General features: G+C 47.3%; 12 protein-coding genes. 8 read left to right on the top strand and 4 right to left on the bottom strand.

The genetic code is table 11. From position 1 onward, the window contains the following. Positions 1-504: 504 nt before the first annotated feature. The 5 genes from D7V92_RS22715 (at position 505) to D7V92_RS07670 (ending at position 7,396) form a co-directional block, all read left to right on the top strand. Positions 505-1,758: a DIP1984 family protein gene (locus D7V92_RS22715; protein ID WP_005862889.1), complete on the top strand. Its 1,254-nt coding sequence runs from the start codon at positions 505-507 to the stop codon at positions 1,756-1,758. A 387-nt stretch (positions 1,759-2,145) separates the two neighbouring features. Next, positions 2,146-2,961, top strand: a complete 816-nt coding sequence (gene ispE / locus D7V92_RS07685) for a 4-(cytidine 5'-diphospho)-2-C-methyl-D-erythritol kinase (protein WP_005862891.1) — start codon at positions 2,146-2,148, stop codon at positions 2,959-2,961. Further along, a complete protein-coding gene (locus D7V92_RS07680) occupies positions 2,958-3,539 on the top strand; it encodes a class I SAM-dependent methyltransferase (RefSeq protein WP_057328342.1) in 582 nt (193 codons plus the stop codon). Before ispE ends, D7V92_RS07680 begins: the two co-directional genes overlap by 4 nt. A gap of 11 nt (positions 3,540-3,550) precedes the next feature. Then, entirely contained in the window at positions 3,551-6,043 is a 2,493-nt protein-coding gene (locus tag D7V92_RS07675; protein WP_087344897.1) for a prolyl oligopeptidase family serine peptidase, read from the top strand. Positions 6,044-6,241: 198 nt separating this feature from the next. Further along, positions 6,242-7,396 (top strand): carboxymuconolactone decarboxylase family protein, encoded by a 1,155-nt coding sequence (locus D7V92_RS07670; protein WP_087345009.1) that lies wholly within the window; start codon positions 6,242-6,244, stop codon positions 7,394-7,396. A gap of 84 nt (positions 7,397-7,480) precedes the next feature. Here D7V92_RS07670 and D7V92_RS07665 read toward each other — a convergent pair whose 3' ends face one another. Beyond that, positions 7,481-8,482: a malate dehydrogenase gene (locus D7V92_RS07665; protein WP_121772619.1), complete on the bottom strand. Its 1,002-nt coding sequence runs from the start codon at positions 8,480-8,482 to the stop codon at positions 7,481-7,483. Between the two features lie 154 nt (positions 8,483-8,636). Here D7V92_RS07665 and D7V92_RS07660 point away from each other — a divergent pair, with 154 nt between their 5' ends. After that, positions 8,637-10,487 carry a YgiQ family radical SAM protein gene (locus tag D7V92_RS07660; RefSeq protein ID WP_087344894.1) on the top strand — a complete coding sequence of 617 codons (1,851 nt, stop codon included), beginning with the start codon at positions 8,637-8,639 and terminating at the stop codon, positions 10,485-10,487. 123 nt (positions 10,488-10,610) lie between these two features. Here D7V92_RS07660 and D7V92_RS07655 read toward each other — a convergent pair whose 3' ends face one another. The 3 genes from D7V92_RS07655 to D7V92_RS07645 are packed head-to-tail and all read right to left on the bottom strand — an operon-like array spanning position 10,611 to position 12,405. Next, complete coding sequence (locus tag D7V92_RS07655) at positions 10,611-10,991, bottom strand: RidA family protein (protein WP_005862903.1); 381 nt, start codon at positions 10,989-10,991, stop codon at positions 10,611-10,613. Positions 10,992-11,018: 27 nt separating this feature from the next. Then, the gene (gene rlmB / locus D7V92_RS07650; protein ID WP_087344891.1) at positions 11,019-11,765 is read right to left on the bottom strand and encodes a 23S rRNA (guanosine(2251)-2'-O)-methyltransferase RlmB; all 747 of its coding nucleotides are present in this window, start codon (positions 11,763-11,765) and stop codon (positions 11,019-11,021) included. 49 nt (positions 11,766-11,814) lie between these two features. Continuing rightward, positions 11,815-12,405 carry a thymidine kinase gene (locus D7V92_RS07645; protein WP_005857603.1) on the bottom strand — a complete coding sequence of 197 codons (591 nt, stop codon included), beginning with the start codon at positions 12,403-12,405 and terminating at the stop codon, positions 11,815-11,817. A 283-nt stretch (positions 12,406-12,688) separates the two neighbouring features. On the opposite strand from D7V92_RS07645, the gene D7V92_RS07640 reads away from it, so the two are divergent. Both D7V92_RS07640 and D7V92_RS07635 read left to right on the top strand, forming a co-directional pair. Beyond that, positions 12,689-13,729, top strand: coding sequence for an efflux RND transporter periplasmic adaptor subunit (locus D7V92_RS07640; protein ID WP_008772386.1), 1,041 nt, complete (start codon positions 12,689-12,691; stop codon positions 13,727-13,729). Positions 13,730-13,734: 5 nt separating this feature from the next. Continuing rightward, positions 13,735-16,776 carry an efflux RND transporter permease subunit gene (locus D7V92_RS07635; protein WP_057328346.1) on the top strand — a complete coding sequence of 1,014 codons (3,042 nt, stop codon included), beginning with the start codon at positions 13,735-13,737 and terminating at the stop codon, positions 16,774-16,776. Positions 16,777-16,784 lie beyond the last annotated feature (8 nt).

The following is a 16,784-nucleotide window of genomic DNA, read 5'->3' as shown; positions in this document are numbered from 1 at the left end:
ATGTCAAGACCTTTTTCTTGCCTAAATACCCCTGTTTGGACTCAAAAGTAATAGAGTTAGGTAACACAAAAGGCTGTATTAGGCAACACGACCGTATGTATTAGGTAACGCAACCGTATGTATTAGGCGATACATACGGAAGAAACAGCCCTCGCATCCTATAGAATTGATCGATACACCCGTATAAAATGGCTATTTTCACCTAAAAATATGAGATACGATGAATTAATCTCGCTAGAATAAAAAGGCCTATTTCCATAAAACACTACAAGACAACCAGATGCTATTATTCTATGCCATTTTCGGAAGCAAGGCGTACCTTAGCCCGGAAAAAACGCTTCTCCGGAAGTTTAGATTACAGAATGTCAAAACGTCAAACCTACTCTTTTACGCGTGATGCCTACAGCTATGCCCGCAAGAAGAAAACTAAAATTAAACTCAAAAATATACTTACAACATTATTATATACAATAAAATATTTATTTTTACACAAAATCTGTTGTTATGACAAAAGAACAATTCCTAAACGATCAGTATGTATCTGGATTTATCCAGTGGCTTCGTGATAAACTATCTAATTTCACCCATTCATATTACAATCAGAAAGAGAAGGAGGAATGGCAATGTACCTCTTTTTATGATGCTTGCCACAAATATAAATGGGGAGGTCTAAATTGGGAGGAAAACAATGCCTTATTGGAAAGTTATGCCAAACGACTTAAAGCGAGTATCCGAAATAATGACAACGAAGCTTGCCAAGATGCTTGCCTCGATATATTAAAATGGGGAGGCGTTATACGGGAAAATCAAGAAAGGATCAAGGCACAAACCAACCTTGTGAATTATCTAATGAAGGCAGAAGGGGTCTTAACCCGTGACTCTTTAGATATAAAGGATGAGATAATTATTATGAACTCAGGATTCACCAAGATTTATTCTTTATATATAAATGATTTTATCATCTACGATAGTCGTGTAGGAGCCGCTTTATGCTATTTGGTGAAACTATATTGTATAGAGCAGAAACAAGGCGGTGTCCCTTCTTTATTAAAATTCGCCTATGGTGATGCCCGAAATCCGGAGGTTAATCGGAATCCTAACAGCGACATTTACAAATTCTCTAAACTTGATCGAGGAAAAATCCATATTGAATGCAACCTTAAAGCCAATTGGCTATTAAAAGAAGTATTAAACTTCCCAGAATGCCAATTTAAAGACATGCGTTCTCTGGAAGCAGCCCTCTTCATGATCGGGTATGCAATTCCAAAAGAGCAAGAACAGCAAACATTAAAAACATACCGAATTATGAAATTAGCAGAAGCTCTCAGCTTACGAGCTGATTTACAAAAAAGAATATCACAACTGGAAGTCCGGCTAAAAAACAATGCCCGGATTCAAGAAGGTGAAGAGCCCGCAGAAGATCCACGGGGGCTTATGGATGAGTTGAATAATAATCTGAATGATTTGGAGACACTGATTTTCAGAATCAACCGAACCAACATGGCTACCCTTGCAGAAGGTACAAGCCTTACGGAAATGATCGCAAAGAAAGATATCTTAGCATTGCGCATCTCCGTCCTTCGTTCCGTCACACAATCGGCAACGGGCAGTTTAGAACGTTATTCGGCAAATGAAATCCGTTATGTCCGCACAATAAATGTGGCAGATTTACAAAAAGAAATAGATTCATATTCCAAGCAATTACGTGAATTGGACGTGAAGATCCAACAGCTAAATTGGTTGACGGAACTGATATAAAGCATAATTCAGGTAGTTCTTTTTAAATAGGGCGAGTATATCTCTGGCAATTGAGAATGAATTGTCGAACTTACTGCGAATGGAAGCGAGAGCGGAGCATAGCGCAAAAAGAATCGTAATGCTCAGTATTGTTACAAGCTCAAGCCACAGGTTGCATTGTTACTACCGCATACTGACTATAAAGAGAATGAGGGCGGGTCGGAGGGATTTTCTTTTAAGCAGGCATTTAATTATGGGCATCCTAATGGATATGGAGAAACAGGTCGCTGGCGGTATGACACTTATGGAGAAATTTTGGTGTGATTATCCTATTTGCCCATCAGATTAAGGTAATTCTGATCGGTAAACATTATCTTCGCGTATCATATAAAACAAACATTAAATACTATGATCTGTTTCCCGAATGCCAAGATAAACCTAGGTCTGAACGTGGTAAGCAAACGTCCGGACGGTTATCATAATATAGAGACCATCTTCTATCCGATCCCCGTGAAGGATGCCCTCGAGATCGTCGCCTCGGATCAGCCCAGTTTCACCGGGACCGGAATCCCGGTAGACGCTCCCCAAGAGAAGAACCTCGTCATAAAAGCGCTGAACGCCCTAAAGACGAGATACGAGATTCCCCCGCTAGAGATCCATTTGTTGAAAGCGATACCTTTTGGCGCCGGGCTTGGAGGAGGTTCCGCCGATGCCGCTTTTATGTTGAAGCTGGTCAATGATTTCTGCGGTTTGGATATTCACCCGGATGAGTTGGAGGCGATAGCGTCCACCATCGGAGCCGATTGCCCGTTCTTTATCCGTAACACGCCGGTATTCGCGACCGGCACGGGAAACCAATTCGAGCCCGTGGACTTGTCCTTAAAGGATTATTATCTATGCTTAATTAAACCGGATGTAGCCGTCTCCACCCCCGAAGCCTATTCGATGGTAACACCCGCCACGCCCGAGACCTCCTTGAAAGAGATCATCCGGCTACCGGTATCCGAATGGAAAGAGCGGATGGTGAACGATTTCGAGCGGAGCGTATTCCCGAAACATCCCGTGATCGAGCGGATCAAGGATACCTTATACGAGGGAGGCGCCTTATATGCCGCCATGTCCGGCTCCGGATCGTCCGTGTTCGGTTTGTTCGAAAAACCAACCCATTTCAAGGAACAATCCCTGTTCAGCGATTGTTTTCTATGGGAAGGACAATTGTCATGAATCAAATAGAGACTTTTTTTGATACGATGGCGGAACGCTGGGACGCTGTCTGCGTACATGATCCGGAAAAAATCCGGACGATATTGGATCGTACCAACCTGCGGCGGAACGCTCGCATCCTCGATGTCGGTTGCGGCACGGGGATATTGGAAAGTTACCTGCTGCCGTACGAACCCCGCCAAATCGTAGCTATCGATATAGCGGGCCAAATGATCGAGAAAGCACGCGTGAAATATCCGGATCATCCGCTCATCGAGTTCCTCCAAGAGGACGCTATGAGCTACGAGGGGAAAGGATTCGACTATATTATCCTATATAGCGCTTACCCGCATTTCATGCGGCCGGAACGGTTGATCGAGCATATGAGCGACTTGCTCGTGCCCGGCGGTAAATTGGTTATCTGCCACAGCGAGAGCAAGGAAAAGATCAATACGCACCACCATCGGCACGCCGATCGATTATCGCTGCCCTTGCCCCCGGCCCGAGAGGTGGCGGCATTGATGGAGCCTTATCTTCTTCCGCTCGTCGTAGAGGATACCGAACAGCTTTACATCGTTTGCGGAAAACGTTTATCCTAAACTAATTATATATGAACAGAAAAACTAACTTAATTCCGGCATTGCTTCTTTCCGCCCTTTCGCTTTACGCCATGGAAGACGTGAAAGTAACGCAATTCCTGCACGCAGGCCCGTTCACGGTCAACAAGCCGATCCTAGCGGACAGCCTCAACGTAAACGGCAAGCCTTTCGAGGCGAAGAATCTATTAAAAGCGACCTTACCGTTCGAGCAAACGCTTGCGAACGCCACGGTACTCGACGCTGACACGGCAGTTGCGATCACCTTCGCCGCCCCGCAAAAGGGATATGCCCTGCATCTATTCTCTTTCTTCTTGAACAGCGACCGGTACGTAAAAGGCACGCTCGATATATCGGGTCCCGGGGCGTTCGAAGTATTCGTCAATGATAAACCGGTCGGAGCCTCTTCCGAGTTGGTGATGGAACCCCGCCGCTATCAAGTAGTCGTTAAATACCTGACAGCGGAAACAGACACTTGTCCTCCCAGCCTAAAGGCTACCTTCAAGAGCGAGGCGGAAGCGAAAGTCGTAGCTTCCTTGAACCCGGAGAAACGCTACACCCTTCTGAATATCCTAGAAGGAAAGGATTTCCAAGGCGTAAGTGTCTCCCCGAACGGGAAGTATGCCTTGGTAAAATACGTCAATCGATTCCCGGAGGGCAAGAGCGAATCGTACGGGCAATTGATGGATGCCGCTACGGGACGGGTCTTATTGCAAGACGGAAGTTTCTTGACAACCGCCAAATGGATGCCTAAAAGCAATCGATTGTATTACACCCGCACCGGTCTGGACGGTACGGAGTTGGTAACCGTAGATCCGGCGACCTACCAACAAACGGTATTAGTCCCGAACCTTCCGAAAGGGCGGTTCGTATTCACCCCCGATGAGTCCACGCTTCTCTATACCGTAGAAGAGGAAGGTCCCAAGGAAGGGACGGACTTGATCCGTGTATTAGAGCCGGCAGACCGTATCCCGGGTTTCCGTGACCGCTCCTTTATCTGGCGGTATGACTTAAAAACAGGTTTGTACGAGCAACTTACTTTCGGGCATACGGACACTTATATCAATGATATCAGCGCTGATAGCCGCTATCTATTGTTCAGCACCAGCGACCGGGTGTACACCTCCTTACCGCACTCCCGCAACTCCCTTTATAAATTGGATTTGCAGACCATGGCGATCGATACGATCTGGGAGAAAGCCCCGTACGTAAACCAAGCCGCCTTCTCGCCCGACGGTAAACAGTTATTGGTAGCCGGGGCAGGCGACGCTTTCGACGGGATCGGACGAAATATCAAGCAAGGACAGATCTCCAACTCATACGACGGGCAGTTATTCCTATACGATCTGGCAAGCCGTAAAGCCTCCCCTCTCACCAAGGATTTCAATCCGAACGTGATCGATGCCGTATGGAACCGCTTCAACGGGCAAATCTATATCCTCTGTGAGGATGAGGATTACCAACGGATCTATACGTGCGATCCGGCAAACGGGAAGATCAAGCAAGTAGCCGCCTCCGAGGATATTATCATGTCGTATGCGTTGGCCGACAACGCTCCGGTTCTCTTCTATTACGGACAGAGCGCGTCCAACGCCAACCGCCTTTACGCTTACGACCTGAAAGGTGGAAAGAACCGCTTGGTGTATGATCTCTCGCAAGATAAATTAAAAGATATCGCCTTGGGCGAGGTACACGACTGGAACTTCAAGTCGGATGAGGGTACGACTATCCAAGGCCGTTATTACCTGCCGCCTCATTTCGATCCGAATAAGAAATATCCGATGATCGTTTATTACTATGGCGGTACTTCTCCGACGAACCGTGCGCTGGAGATGCGTTATTCCATGCATATGTACGCCGCTCTCGGATACGTGGTCTACACCTTGAACCCTAGCGGAACGACGGGCTTCGGACAGGAATTCGCCGCCCGCCATGTGAACGCATGGGGCCTGAAGACCGCCGATGAGATCATCCAAGGTACCAAGCTGTTCTGCAAGGAGCATTCTTTCGTGAACGAGAAGAAGATCGGTTGCATCGGTGCCAGCTACGGCGGATTCATGACACAATACCTACAAACCCGTACGGACATTTTCGCCGCCGCTATCAGCCATGCCGGTATTAGCGCGTTGAGTAGCTATTGGGGAGAAGGTTATTGGGGATATGGCTATTGCTCCGTAGCGAATGCCGGCACTTATCCTTGGAACGCCCCGGAGTTCTTTACCAAGCAAAGCCCGTTGTTCAACGCCGATAAGATCAAGACCCCGCTCCTGTTGCTTCACGGCAACGCCGATACGAACGTACCCATCGGGGAAAGTATCCAGATGTTCGCCGCCTTGAAGATCCTAGGGAAAACCGTGGAGTTCGTGCAGGTGGATGGCGAGAATCATGGTATCGTAGGCTATCAGAAACGTATAGGCTGGCAAAATACCATCTACGCATGGTTCGCCAAATGGCTGAAAGACGAGCCGGAATGGTGGAAAGCCTTATATCCGGATCGTACTTTATAAGAATATTTATTTGAACGAAAGCGTCTGTGTCTCCCGCAAGGGAATCGCAGGCGCTTTATTCGTTTGCTCAACCCCGGCTGTCATCCGGATCAGCTCCGTTTACGAACGGTAATTTTGATACAAAGATCCGTAATATATATACATATACTTGAGATAAATCCGAATATCTTTGTGATGTCAAACAATAACGATATCCTCATGAAAACAAAAGCAATCGCACTCTTCCTGCTAGGCTTCATACCAGCCTTCGCACAAGATATCCCAACTTCTAAAACAGAACAAAATATGGACAGAATCGAACGCTGTAAAAAGAATTACACCGAGCTATTCGGAGGCGAGGCATTGACCGGACAAGGAACAGATCCGGAAATGATGGACATTCTCCAGAAATTCATCTTCGGGGAGGTATTCCGCACAGGAGATCTTGATAAAAAGACCCGGGAGCTTATCACTTGCACCATATTAGCCACGATGCAAACCTTGCCCCAACTGAACGCCCACGCCAAAGCGGCGCTAAACGTAGGCGTCACTCCCATCGAGCTACGGGAGGCAATATATCTATGTGCCCCGTTCATCGGTTTCCCGAAGACATTGAATGCCTTAAATACCATCAATGAAGTCTTTAAGCAACAAGGCATCGCTTTGCCTCTGGAGAGACAAGCTACCGTTACGGAAGAAGATCGCCACGAGAAAGGACAAGCCATACAAAGCCGGCTTTACGGCGAGGGAATCAAAGAGGCCATGAGGAACGTCCCGGGAAATATGGGTCCGGAAGTAGAGCGATTCCTCACCGAATTCTGCTTCGGAGATATCTATACTCGCAACGGGCTAGACCTCAAAACCCGGGAGTTACTGGCTTATTGCATACTAACGACCCTTGAAGCCGAAAGCCAACTACACTCGCATCTCGAAGGGAACTTACTGGCCGGCAATAGCAAGGAGACCTTAACGGCGGCGGTTATACAATGTCTTCCTTATATCGGCTTCCCTTCCGCTATCAAAGCGTTGAAGATCATTAAGGAGTCCTCTCAGCCCGCCCCTGAGAAGAACTTAGTCCGCCTATCCAAGATCACGGTCGATCCCGCCCAGTTGGAACGTTATAACGCCTTTCTGAAAGAAGAGATCGAGGCTTCCATGCGTCTAGAGCCGGGTGTTCTTACACTGTATGCCGTATCGGAGAAAGAAGATCCGCATAAAGTAACCATCCTAGAGATTTACGCGGATCAAGACGCTTATAAAAGCCATATCCAAACGCCCCATTTCCAGAAATACAAACAAGGAACATTACAGATGGTGCAAGAGTTGGAACTGGTAGATAGCACGCCCCTGATCCCCGGACTAAAGATAAAATAAAACAAGAATCCCCGCTTTCCGGCACGAAGCCATCTAAGCGGGGATTCCATATATCCATGAAAATCTAAATTACTTGTTATTCGATCATTTGATATTCGGATTCAATTTATGCCATTCGGAAATAGCGGGAAGCACGCCCATAGCGATCACCTCGTCACGTAAAGCGCAAAGGTGCTTGTAGCTCTTCTCCAATGCAGCCTCTTCTTCCGGTGTACCATGCACCTCTTTCAACGTTACGCCGTCTTTCGTAATCGAGGTCTCCCAAGCCATCATGATATGATCGAACTTACCGTTTGATACATAAGCGCCAGCCGGCCAACGGAACGGTTTACCACCCATTGCCGCAGCGATCATCTCGATAGATACATACGATGGGCTTTGGAAGGAAGAACGGCCACGCAAGGCGATAATGTTCGCGCCACCCTTCGTAACCTTTGTCTGTATCTCCGCCCATTGATCTTTCGTCAAGGCATCCGTACCGATAAGCTCAGTTAAAGGTTTACCATCCACTTTAGCGGTAGAGGCGAAAACAGCCATTTGCTCGCCATGGCCACCATACGTACGGCAATTCTCAACCTGATCCATAGAGATACCGAAATGTTTTGCCAACTCACTGCGTAAACGAGTAGAATCCAATGCGGCCAACGTCGTAACCTGAGAAGGTTTCAAGCCGGAATACAATAAGGTAATCAAACCGGTAATATCCGCCGGGTTAAAGATAACCACGATATGCTTTACGTCCGGGCAATAAGCCTTTACGTTCTTGCCGAACTCCTCGGCGATAGCGGCGTTTCCTTTTAGGAGATCCTCACGGGTCATACCTGCCTTTCTTGCGGCACCACCGGAGTTAACGATATATTTAGCGCCAGTCAAAGCCTCCTTGATGTCTGAGGTAAAAGTGATGTTTACACCCTCGAAACCACAATGGAATAATTCCTCGGCAACTCCCTCCAAACCCAGTGCGTAAGGGTCGTACAAACAAATGTTGGAAGTTAGTCCCATCATAATAGCGGTCTGTGCCATATTAGAACCGATCATACCTGCTGCGCCGACAATCGTCAGCTTCTCGTCTGTGAGTGTTTTCATAAGAAACCTTGTTTTTAAATGTTTATTTTTCTTTTCGACACAAAGATACGAGATTGAGAACTCTTGTCCTAATCATAAAAACGAATCCCCCATAAATAAAAGTTATGAATAGCGTCTCTATGATTATTCCAAGATTATCACGTACCTTTGTATTATGAAAACATTTAAACTAGACAATTGGTTGCCCACAACGAAGAAAGAAGTCGAGGCACGGGGATGGGATTACCTCGACGTGATCCTTTTCTCGGGAGACGCCTATGTGGATCACCCCTCTTTCGGGGCGGCCGTGATCGGTCGTGTATTGGAAGCGGAAGGATTACGGGTAGCGATCGTACCGCAACCGGATTGGCGGGGAGATTACCGGGATTTCAAGAAGCTCGGCGTTCCCCGGCTTTTCTTCGGTGTATCCGCCGGTGCCATGGATTCAATGATCAACCATTATACTGCCAATAAGCGATTACGCAGCGACGACGCCTATACGCCGGACCAACGTCCGGGAATGCGCCCGGATTATCCGAGTATTGTCTATACTAAAATACTGAAAGAATTGTATCCGGATGTCCCCGTCGTATTGGGTAGCATCGAGGCCTCATTACGCCGGCTTACGCATTACGATTATTGGCAAGATAAGCTATTACCGGGAATCCTTGCCAGTAGCCCGGCCGATTTATTGATTTACGGCATGGGCGAGAAGCCGATCAAGGAATTGGTGCGCCGCCTAAAGTCCGGCATTCCTTTCAACGAGATCAAGGACATCCGCCAAACGGTTTATCTGGCAGACAAAGAGGATGCGAAAGACGATGATATCGTGCTCTTCTCACACGAGGAATGCCTAAAAGATAAATTGAAACAAGCGAAGAATTTCCGGCATATCGAAGAGGAATCCAACAAATACAATGCCTCACGTATCTTGCAAAAGGTAGGAAAGCAAGTGATTGTGGTGAATCCTCCCTTCCCTCCAATGACGGAAGCGGAGATAGATGCCTCCTACGACCTTCCCTACACCCGCTTGCCGCATCCCAAATATAAAGGGAAAGTGATACCGGCTTTCGAGATGATCAAGTTCTCGGTGAATATCCACCGGGGTTGTTTCGGAGGATGCGCGTTCTGTACCATATCGGCGCATCAAGGGAAGTTCATCGCCTCCCGAAGCAAGGAATCGATCTTGAAGGAAGTGAAAGCGATTACCGAAATGCCGGATTTCAAGGGATATCTAAGCGATCTGGGAGGCCCTTCCGCCAATATGTACCGTATGAAAGGGAAAGATGAGCGGATTTGCGCCAAATGCAAGAAACCGTCTTGTATCTCCCCCGTCGTTTGCAAGAACTTGAACGCGGACCATACGCCGCTACTGGATATCTACAAAGCGGTAGATAGACTTCCCGGGATCAAGAAGTCGTTTATCGGAAGCGGTGTACGCTATGACCTGTTATTGCACCGTTATGCGGATGAGTCTTTAAACAAGGCAGCTCAAACCTATACCGAGGAATTAATCGCCCGCCACGTATCCGGCCGTTTGAAAGTGGCCCCGGAGCATACGCAAGACGATGTGTTGAAACAAATGCGTAAACCGTCTTTCTCGCAATTCGGACAGTTCAAGAAGATATTCGATAAGGTAAACCGGCAATACGGGTTGAACCAGCAACTCATCCCCTATTTCATTTCCAGCCATCCGGGATGTACCGAGGCGGATATGGCGGAGCTGGCGGTGATCACCAAGAGCTTGCATTTCCAGTTGGAGCAAGTACAAGACTTCACGCCTACGCCGATGACATTGGCTACGGAGATGTATTATACCGGATATCATCCTTATACGTTGGAGAAAGTATATACGGCCCGCTCAAAAGAACAAAAGTTGGCACAACGCCAGTTCTTCTTCTGGTATAAACCCGAGTCACGCCGTCAGATCATGCAAGTATTGCAAAAGATGGGACGAAAGGATTTGATTGAGAAATTATTCGGACAGAGGGGTGACATGAATCCCGCTCCCAGAAAAAGAAGATAATAGGCTTTTGAGATTAGCTGTATCGATGAATTACGAGAGTAGTCGCATCGTATCACGGGAGTATTGATGGATAACGAGAGTAGTCTCGACAAGTGATGAGACTACTCTCGTTATTCCTTATGATTATTCTTTCACGGCGATCACCTCGATCTCTACCAAACCATTCTTCGGCAGTGTCTTAACGGCTACCGCCGAACGTGCGGGAAACGCACCTTCGAACTGAGAGGCGTATACCTCGTTCATAACGGCGAAGTCGCCCATATCCGCTAAAAATACGGTTGTTTTTACGACATCATTGATGCTATAACCTGCCTCTGCCAAGATAGCGTGAACATTCTTGAACGCTTGGGCGGTTTGTTCCTTTACGGATCCCTCAACGAAAAGTCCCGTAGCAGGATCGATACCCAGCTGTCCGGAAGCGAACAGCATATTGCCTACTTGCACCGCTTGGCTATACGGACCGATAGCGGCGGGAGCGTTTTTTGTAGCGATAACTTTCTTCATTTTCTTCTTTAGTTTATATACATATTATTATTGTTGCTCGTTCATACGTTGGCGAACCACTTCGTACACCAGAATGGAAGTGGCTACAGATACATTCAAGGAGCCGATCGTTCCGAATTGCGGAATCTTTACCATATTATCGCAGATGCGCAAGTTCTCCTGAGACACACCCGTATCTTCCGCTCCCATCACGATCGCTACCGGTCCTTCATACTTCACCGCCGTATAATTCTCCGCCGCTTTCTCGCTGGCGGCAAATACCTTCACCCCGCTTTGCTGCAAGAAACGGATCGCTTGGTTGATACTCTTCTCCTTACAAACCGGCAATACATGCAAGGCGCCGGCAGAGGTCTTGATCGCATCGGCGTTTACCGAAACGCTTCCTTTTGCCGGAATCACGATCGCATCGACTCCCGCACACTCGCAGGTACGGGCAATAGCGCCGAAATTACGCACGTCCGTAACCCCATCCAGCAATACGATGAAAGGATCTTTTCCTTGCTCATACACAAAAGGAATGATATCTTCCAAGCTCTGGTAGGTAACCGCCGACATAAAAGCGATCACCCCCTGATGATTCTTTCGAGTCAAACGATCCAAGCGTTCAGCCGGAACACGTTGTACCGGTATCTCACGGCCTCTCAGTACCTCAAATAACTCTTTGGATAGATCCCCTTGTAAATCCCTTTTCACAAGGATCTTATCTACATCCTTATCAGCCTGTATAGCCTCAATCACGGCACGAATGCCGAACACCATCTCGTTTTCTTTCATACTTTATATAACGCAAAACTATTAATTTCACAAATGTAGGGATAAATAATCAATTCTTCAAACCTTCAGCCTTCGCATAGCATTCCCGGCATAAAGGCTCGTATTCGGATTGTTCCCCTAAGAAGACCCGTTTATCATTTCCCACGATACGATGGGATACGTAAGCCAAACGTCCGCATTTCACGCAGATGGCATGCACTTTCGTCACCTCATCGGCGATAGCGCATAGCTCCGGCATAGGACCGAAAGGAACTCCCTTATAGTCCATGTCCAACCCAGCCACGATCACCCGGATACCGTTAGCGGCCAATTGATTGCACACGTTTACCAATCCCTCATCGAAAAACTGGGCCTCGTCTATCCCCACCACATCGATCTCGGAAGTGAACAATAGGATACTGGAGGAAGAATCCACCGGAGTAGAAGGAATCGAATTACTATCGTGCGAGACCACGTTATCCTGCGAATAACGGGTATCGATCGCAGGCTTGAAAATCTCCACCCGCTGCTTGGCGAATTTAGCCCGTTTCAAACGGCGGATAAGCTCCTCCGTCTTACCGGAAAACATGGAACCGCAAATCACCTCGATCCGCCCTTGTCCCGGATACTGGAATATATGTTCTTCTGAAGGCAATGTCATTACTTTCTCCTTTTTTGCCGGCAAAAGTACATAAAAAAGCGGAACCGCGGAAGCTTACTCACCGTATCACCGGTTCTAATTGTCACTGCACAGGCGTTGCAGTGGGCATTGCCTATAGTGATACACGGTATAAGGCATCCATCGTCCGCCTCGTTATAAATTAAGGTTGGGCCGGTCTATTTTCCAGTTGAGCGACGGTATCTTCCGGTTCAGTAAAAATCCGCCTTATTCCTTCATCCATTGCCTCTATTTTTGCCCGGTAACAAATAACTAGGTATATCTTATGAGAAGAATTTCATACATCCTGCTTCTGGGCATCCTTTTATCGGCATGCCAAAAGAACACAAAGTCCGAAGGCACGAACTTACCTGTCGAGGTGATCTCTCCAATAAAAAAGACAGAGATCGGCAGAAGTCGTGAATACACCTTTTTATCAAGGCCCTACAATGAGACGGTCCTATCTTTCCGCATCAATGGCCCCGTCTTGAATTTCGACTTACGGCCCGGACAAGCGTTCTCCAAAGGCAGCACGATCCTCTCGATCGATAACCGTGACTTCTTGATTCGCAAGCAGCAAACAGAGGCGCTCTATTCGCAAACCAACCAAGAGTATAAACGGATCGAGGCCCTTTACAAAAAGAATAACATCTCCGGAAGTAATTATGAGAAGGCGAAAGCGGATTTCCTTGTTGCCAAATCCAATTACGAGACCGCCGTCAACGCCCTAAGCGATACCCATCTGTCCGCCCCTTACGACGGATATATCCAAAATATCCATATCGAACCTTTCCAAGACGTGAAAGCGACCGAGCCAATCCTTACCTTCATAGAACTGGACAGGCTCAAGATCGAGACCTATATACCAGAGGAAGTCGCCTTACACTTATATGATAAAGAAAAACAGAAGCTATGTCAAATAGGAATCCATTTCGATACGGCTCCCGAACGGACAATCACCCCTTCCGATTTATATGTGTCTAAAAGTACGACAAACAATAACCTCTCTTATCTGCTGACTGCCATTGTCCCTAATCCAGATATGGAATGGCTGGGTGGAATGAGTGGAATCCTCTCGATCGACCTACCCAAAGAAGAGCGGTCTCAAAATCTATGGCTTCCCTTAACGGCTATCTGCCATCGCCCCCAAAAAGGAGATTATGTATGGGTGGTCAAAGGAGACAAGGTAAACTCCGTTCCCGTCAAACTCGGTGAGCAAAGAAATAACCAGATAGAGATCGTGGAAGGAATCACGGAAAATGACCTTGTCGTATTGACAAGGCAACGTTTCCTTTCCGAAAATAGTACCGTAACCATCCAAAAATAAGTAAGATGCAAAAATTCATCAAATATTTCCTGAAAAACAAAGCGGTTACATGGCTCCTGCTAGTCCTGATCTTGGCAGGGGGGCTGTTCTCTTACGCAAAGATGGGAAAACTGGAAGATGCCCCGTTTACGATCAAGCAAGCCTTGGTACTTACCCCTTATCCCGGCGCCTCCCCCTCGGAAGTTCAGTCCCAAGTGACGGATGTGCTGGAAGAAGCCATTCAATCCTTAGGCGAGTTATACTATCTGAAGACAGAGAACCGGGCTGGACTTTCCAAGATCACGGTCTACGTGAAAAAGGAAATCCGGGCCGACGAGATGCAGCAGTTATGGGATAAACTACGCCGAAAGGTAAACGACGTACAAGGCAAATTACCTTCCGGAGCGGGAACCTCCATCGTCAATGATGATTTTGGCGATGTATTGGGTGTTTTCTACGGATTGACCGGAGAATCTTATACCTACCGGGAACTGGAGGATCAAGCCAAACTGATCAAAGACGATTTACTGAAAGTAAAAGACGTGGCAAAGGTAGAGATCTACGGCATACAAACTCCCGTAATCGATATCCGGATAAACCCCACGATCTTATCCAATCGGGGTATTACGACAGCTGATATCAAACGGGCGTTCGACGGACAGAATAAAGTGGTAGACGCCGGGAGTATTCGCAACGGGGAGACTCGCATACGTATCGAATCCACCGGTAATTTTTACTCCTTGGATGATATCCGTAACCTTACGATCGTATCTCATTCCGGCGAGCATTTCCGGCTAGGCGATATCGCCCGTATCGAAGAGGGTTACCAGACTCCGCCCCAAAACTTCATGCGCATCAATAACAAGCAAGCGGTCGGTATCGCTATCTCTACCATACCGACCGGGAACGTGGTCGATATGGCCAAAGCCGTGAAAAAGCGTATTCAATCATTTTCGGAGACCATGCCCAAGGGTTTTGAGCTCACCTCCATATACGACCAAGGATATGAGTCCGCCGTGGCCAACCAAGGATTTATCTTGAACTTGATCATCTCCGTCGTGACCGTAGTAGCAATCTTATTGTTCTTTATCGGTTTCAAAAACGGCCTTTTGATCGGTAGCGGATTGGTTTTCTCTATCTTCGCCACTTTAATTGTCATGTTCGCCAACGGGATCGCCTTGCAACGAATGTCTCTTGCCGCTATCATCATCGCGATGGGTATGTTGGTAGATAACGCCATCGTAGTATCGGACTCTGCCTTGGTAAATATGCAACGAGGCATGCGCAAACGTATCGCGATCATGAGGGCTTGCTCATCCACCGCCCTGCCTCTACTGGCGGCTACGGCTATCGCGATCCTCACGTTCTTGCCCATTTACTATTCACCGCATATCACGGGCGAATTACTTTCATCCTTAGTGATCGTGATCGGAGTATCCTTGATGTTCAGCTGGGTGTTCGCGCTTACGCAAACCCCATTCTTCATCCAAGAGTTTGTACGGCGCCCCAGACCGGACGAGTTAACAGGGGAATTATTCTCCGGAAAATACTATGATTATTTTCGGTCTTCCCTACGCCTTGTCATCAAATACCGATACGCTACAGTAGGTATCTTAACCGTTCTATTGGTTATCTCCGCATGGAGTTTCCAGTTTATCCCGAAAGTGTTCGTGCCCTCGCTCGATAAGCAGTATTTCACTTTAGATATGTGGCTACCGGAAGGTACAGCCATCAAGGAAACTGATCGATACGCTACTGATATGGCCGAATCCATCCAAGAATATTCGCAGACGGAAATGGTTTCCTCTTATATCGGACGGACACCGCCCCGTTATTATCTATCGAACGTTAGCTTCGGTCCCCAACCAAACTATGCCCAATTATTGGTAAAATGTAAGACATCCGGAGAGGCCCGGGAATTGCATGCCTTGCTACAAGACTCTATTCGCTTAAAATATCCGGAACCGCTCATCAAGGTGAACAAGTTTGAGTTAAGCCCGCTTACGGAAGCCTTGATAGAAGCCCGTTTCCTCGGGCCGGACCCGGCGGTATTGGACTCTTTGGCTGGAGTAGCTATCGACATTATGCGAAGGAACCCGAAAGTAGCCGATGCCCGGAATGAATGGGGTAATATGACCTATATGATACGCCCGGTATATGATCCGGTAAAAGCCGGTTCCTTAGGTATCACCAAGGCCAATTTGATGGAATCCGTCAAATCCATCGAGGAAGGTACGGTTATCGGGATTTACCGGGATGAGGAAAAGAAAGTCCCGGTCTTATTGAAATCGGAGACGAGCGGAATCAATGATCCCCATTCATTAGGCGATTTCTCGGTCTGGAATGGAGAGAAATCCGCTCCTTTGTCGCAAGTAACCCAACAAGTAACCTCTACATGGGAATATCCGCAGATCAAGACCTACAACCGGCAATTGTCTATGGCAGCGATGTGTGGCGTGAAAAACAGTTACACCATGTCTGAGGTACATGGTGAGATTCGGGAAGAGATCGAGAAAATGAACCTGCCCCAAGGATATAGCTTCTTCTGGGATTCACAATATAAAGACCAGACAGAGGGATTACAAGCCCTTGTCAAATTCTTTCCGTTGGCATTCTTGATGTTGGTTGTTATATTGGTCGCTTTATTCTCCAATTTCCGTCAACCGATAATCATCCTTTGCGTGCTCCCTCTCTCCTTAATCGGGGTAGCGATCGGTATGTTACTTACCGGGTTCGATTTCGGCTTTTTCCCGATCGCCGGATGGTTGGGACTCTTGGGTATGATTATCAAAAACGTAATCGTATTATTAGACGAGATTAACACGCAACGTCGTAACGGTATCTCTCCATACGACTCGATCATAGAGGCAACCATCTCAAGGACTCGCCCGGTCTTGATGGCAGCCACCACGACTATTCTAGGAATGGTGCCTTTACTTTTAGACGTAGCGTTCGGTGGAATGGCGGCGACTATTATCTTCGGACTCACCTTCGCCACCTTACTTACGTTATTCGTAACCCCGACGTTATACGCATTGTTTTACCGGATTCATTCACCTCACAAATAAACGATAAA

The sequence above is a fragment of the Parabacteroides sp. CH2-D42-20 genome, from assembly GCF_003670185.1.
Classification (GTDB): domain Bacteria; phylum Bacteroidota; class Bacteroidia; order Bacteroidales; family Tannerellaceae; genus Parabacteroides; species Parabacteroides distasonis.
The sequence above is the reverse complement of the archived record's forward strand: the minus strand, read 5'-3'. Positions and strand labels throughout refer to the sequence as shown.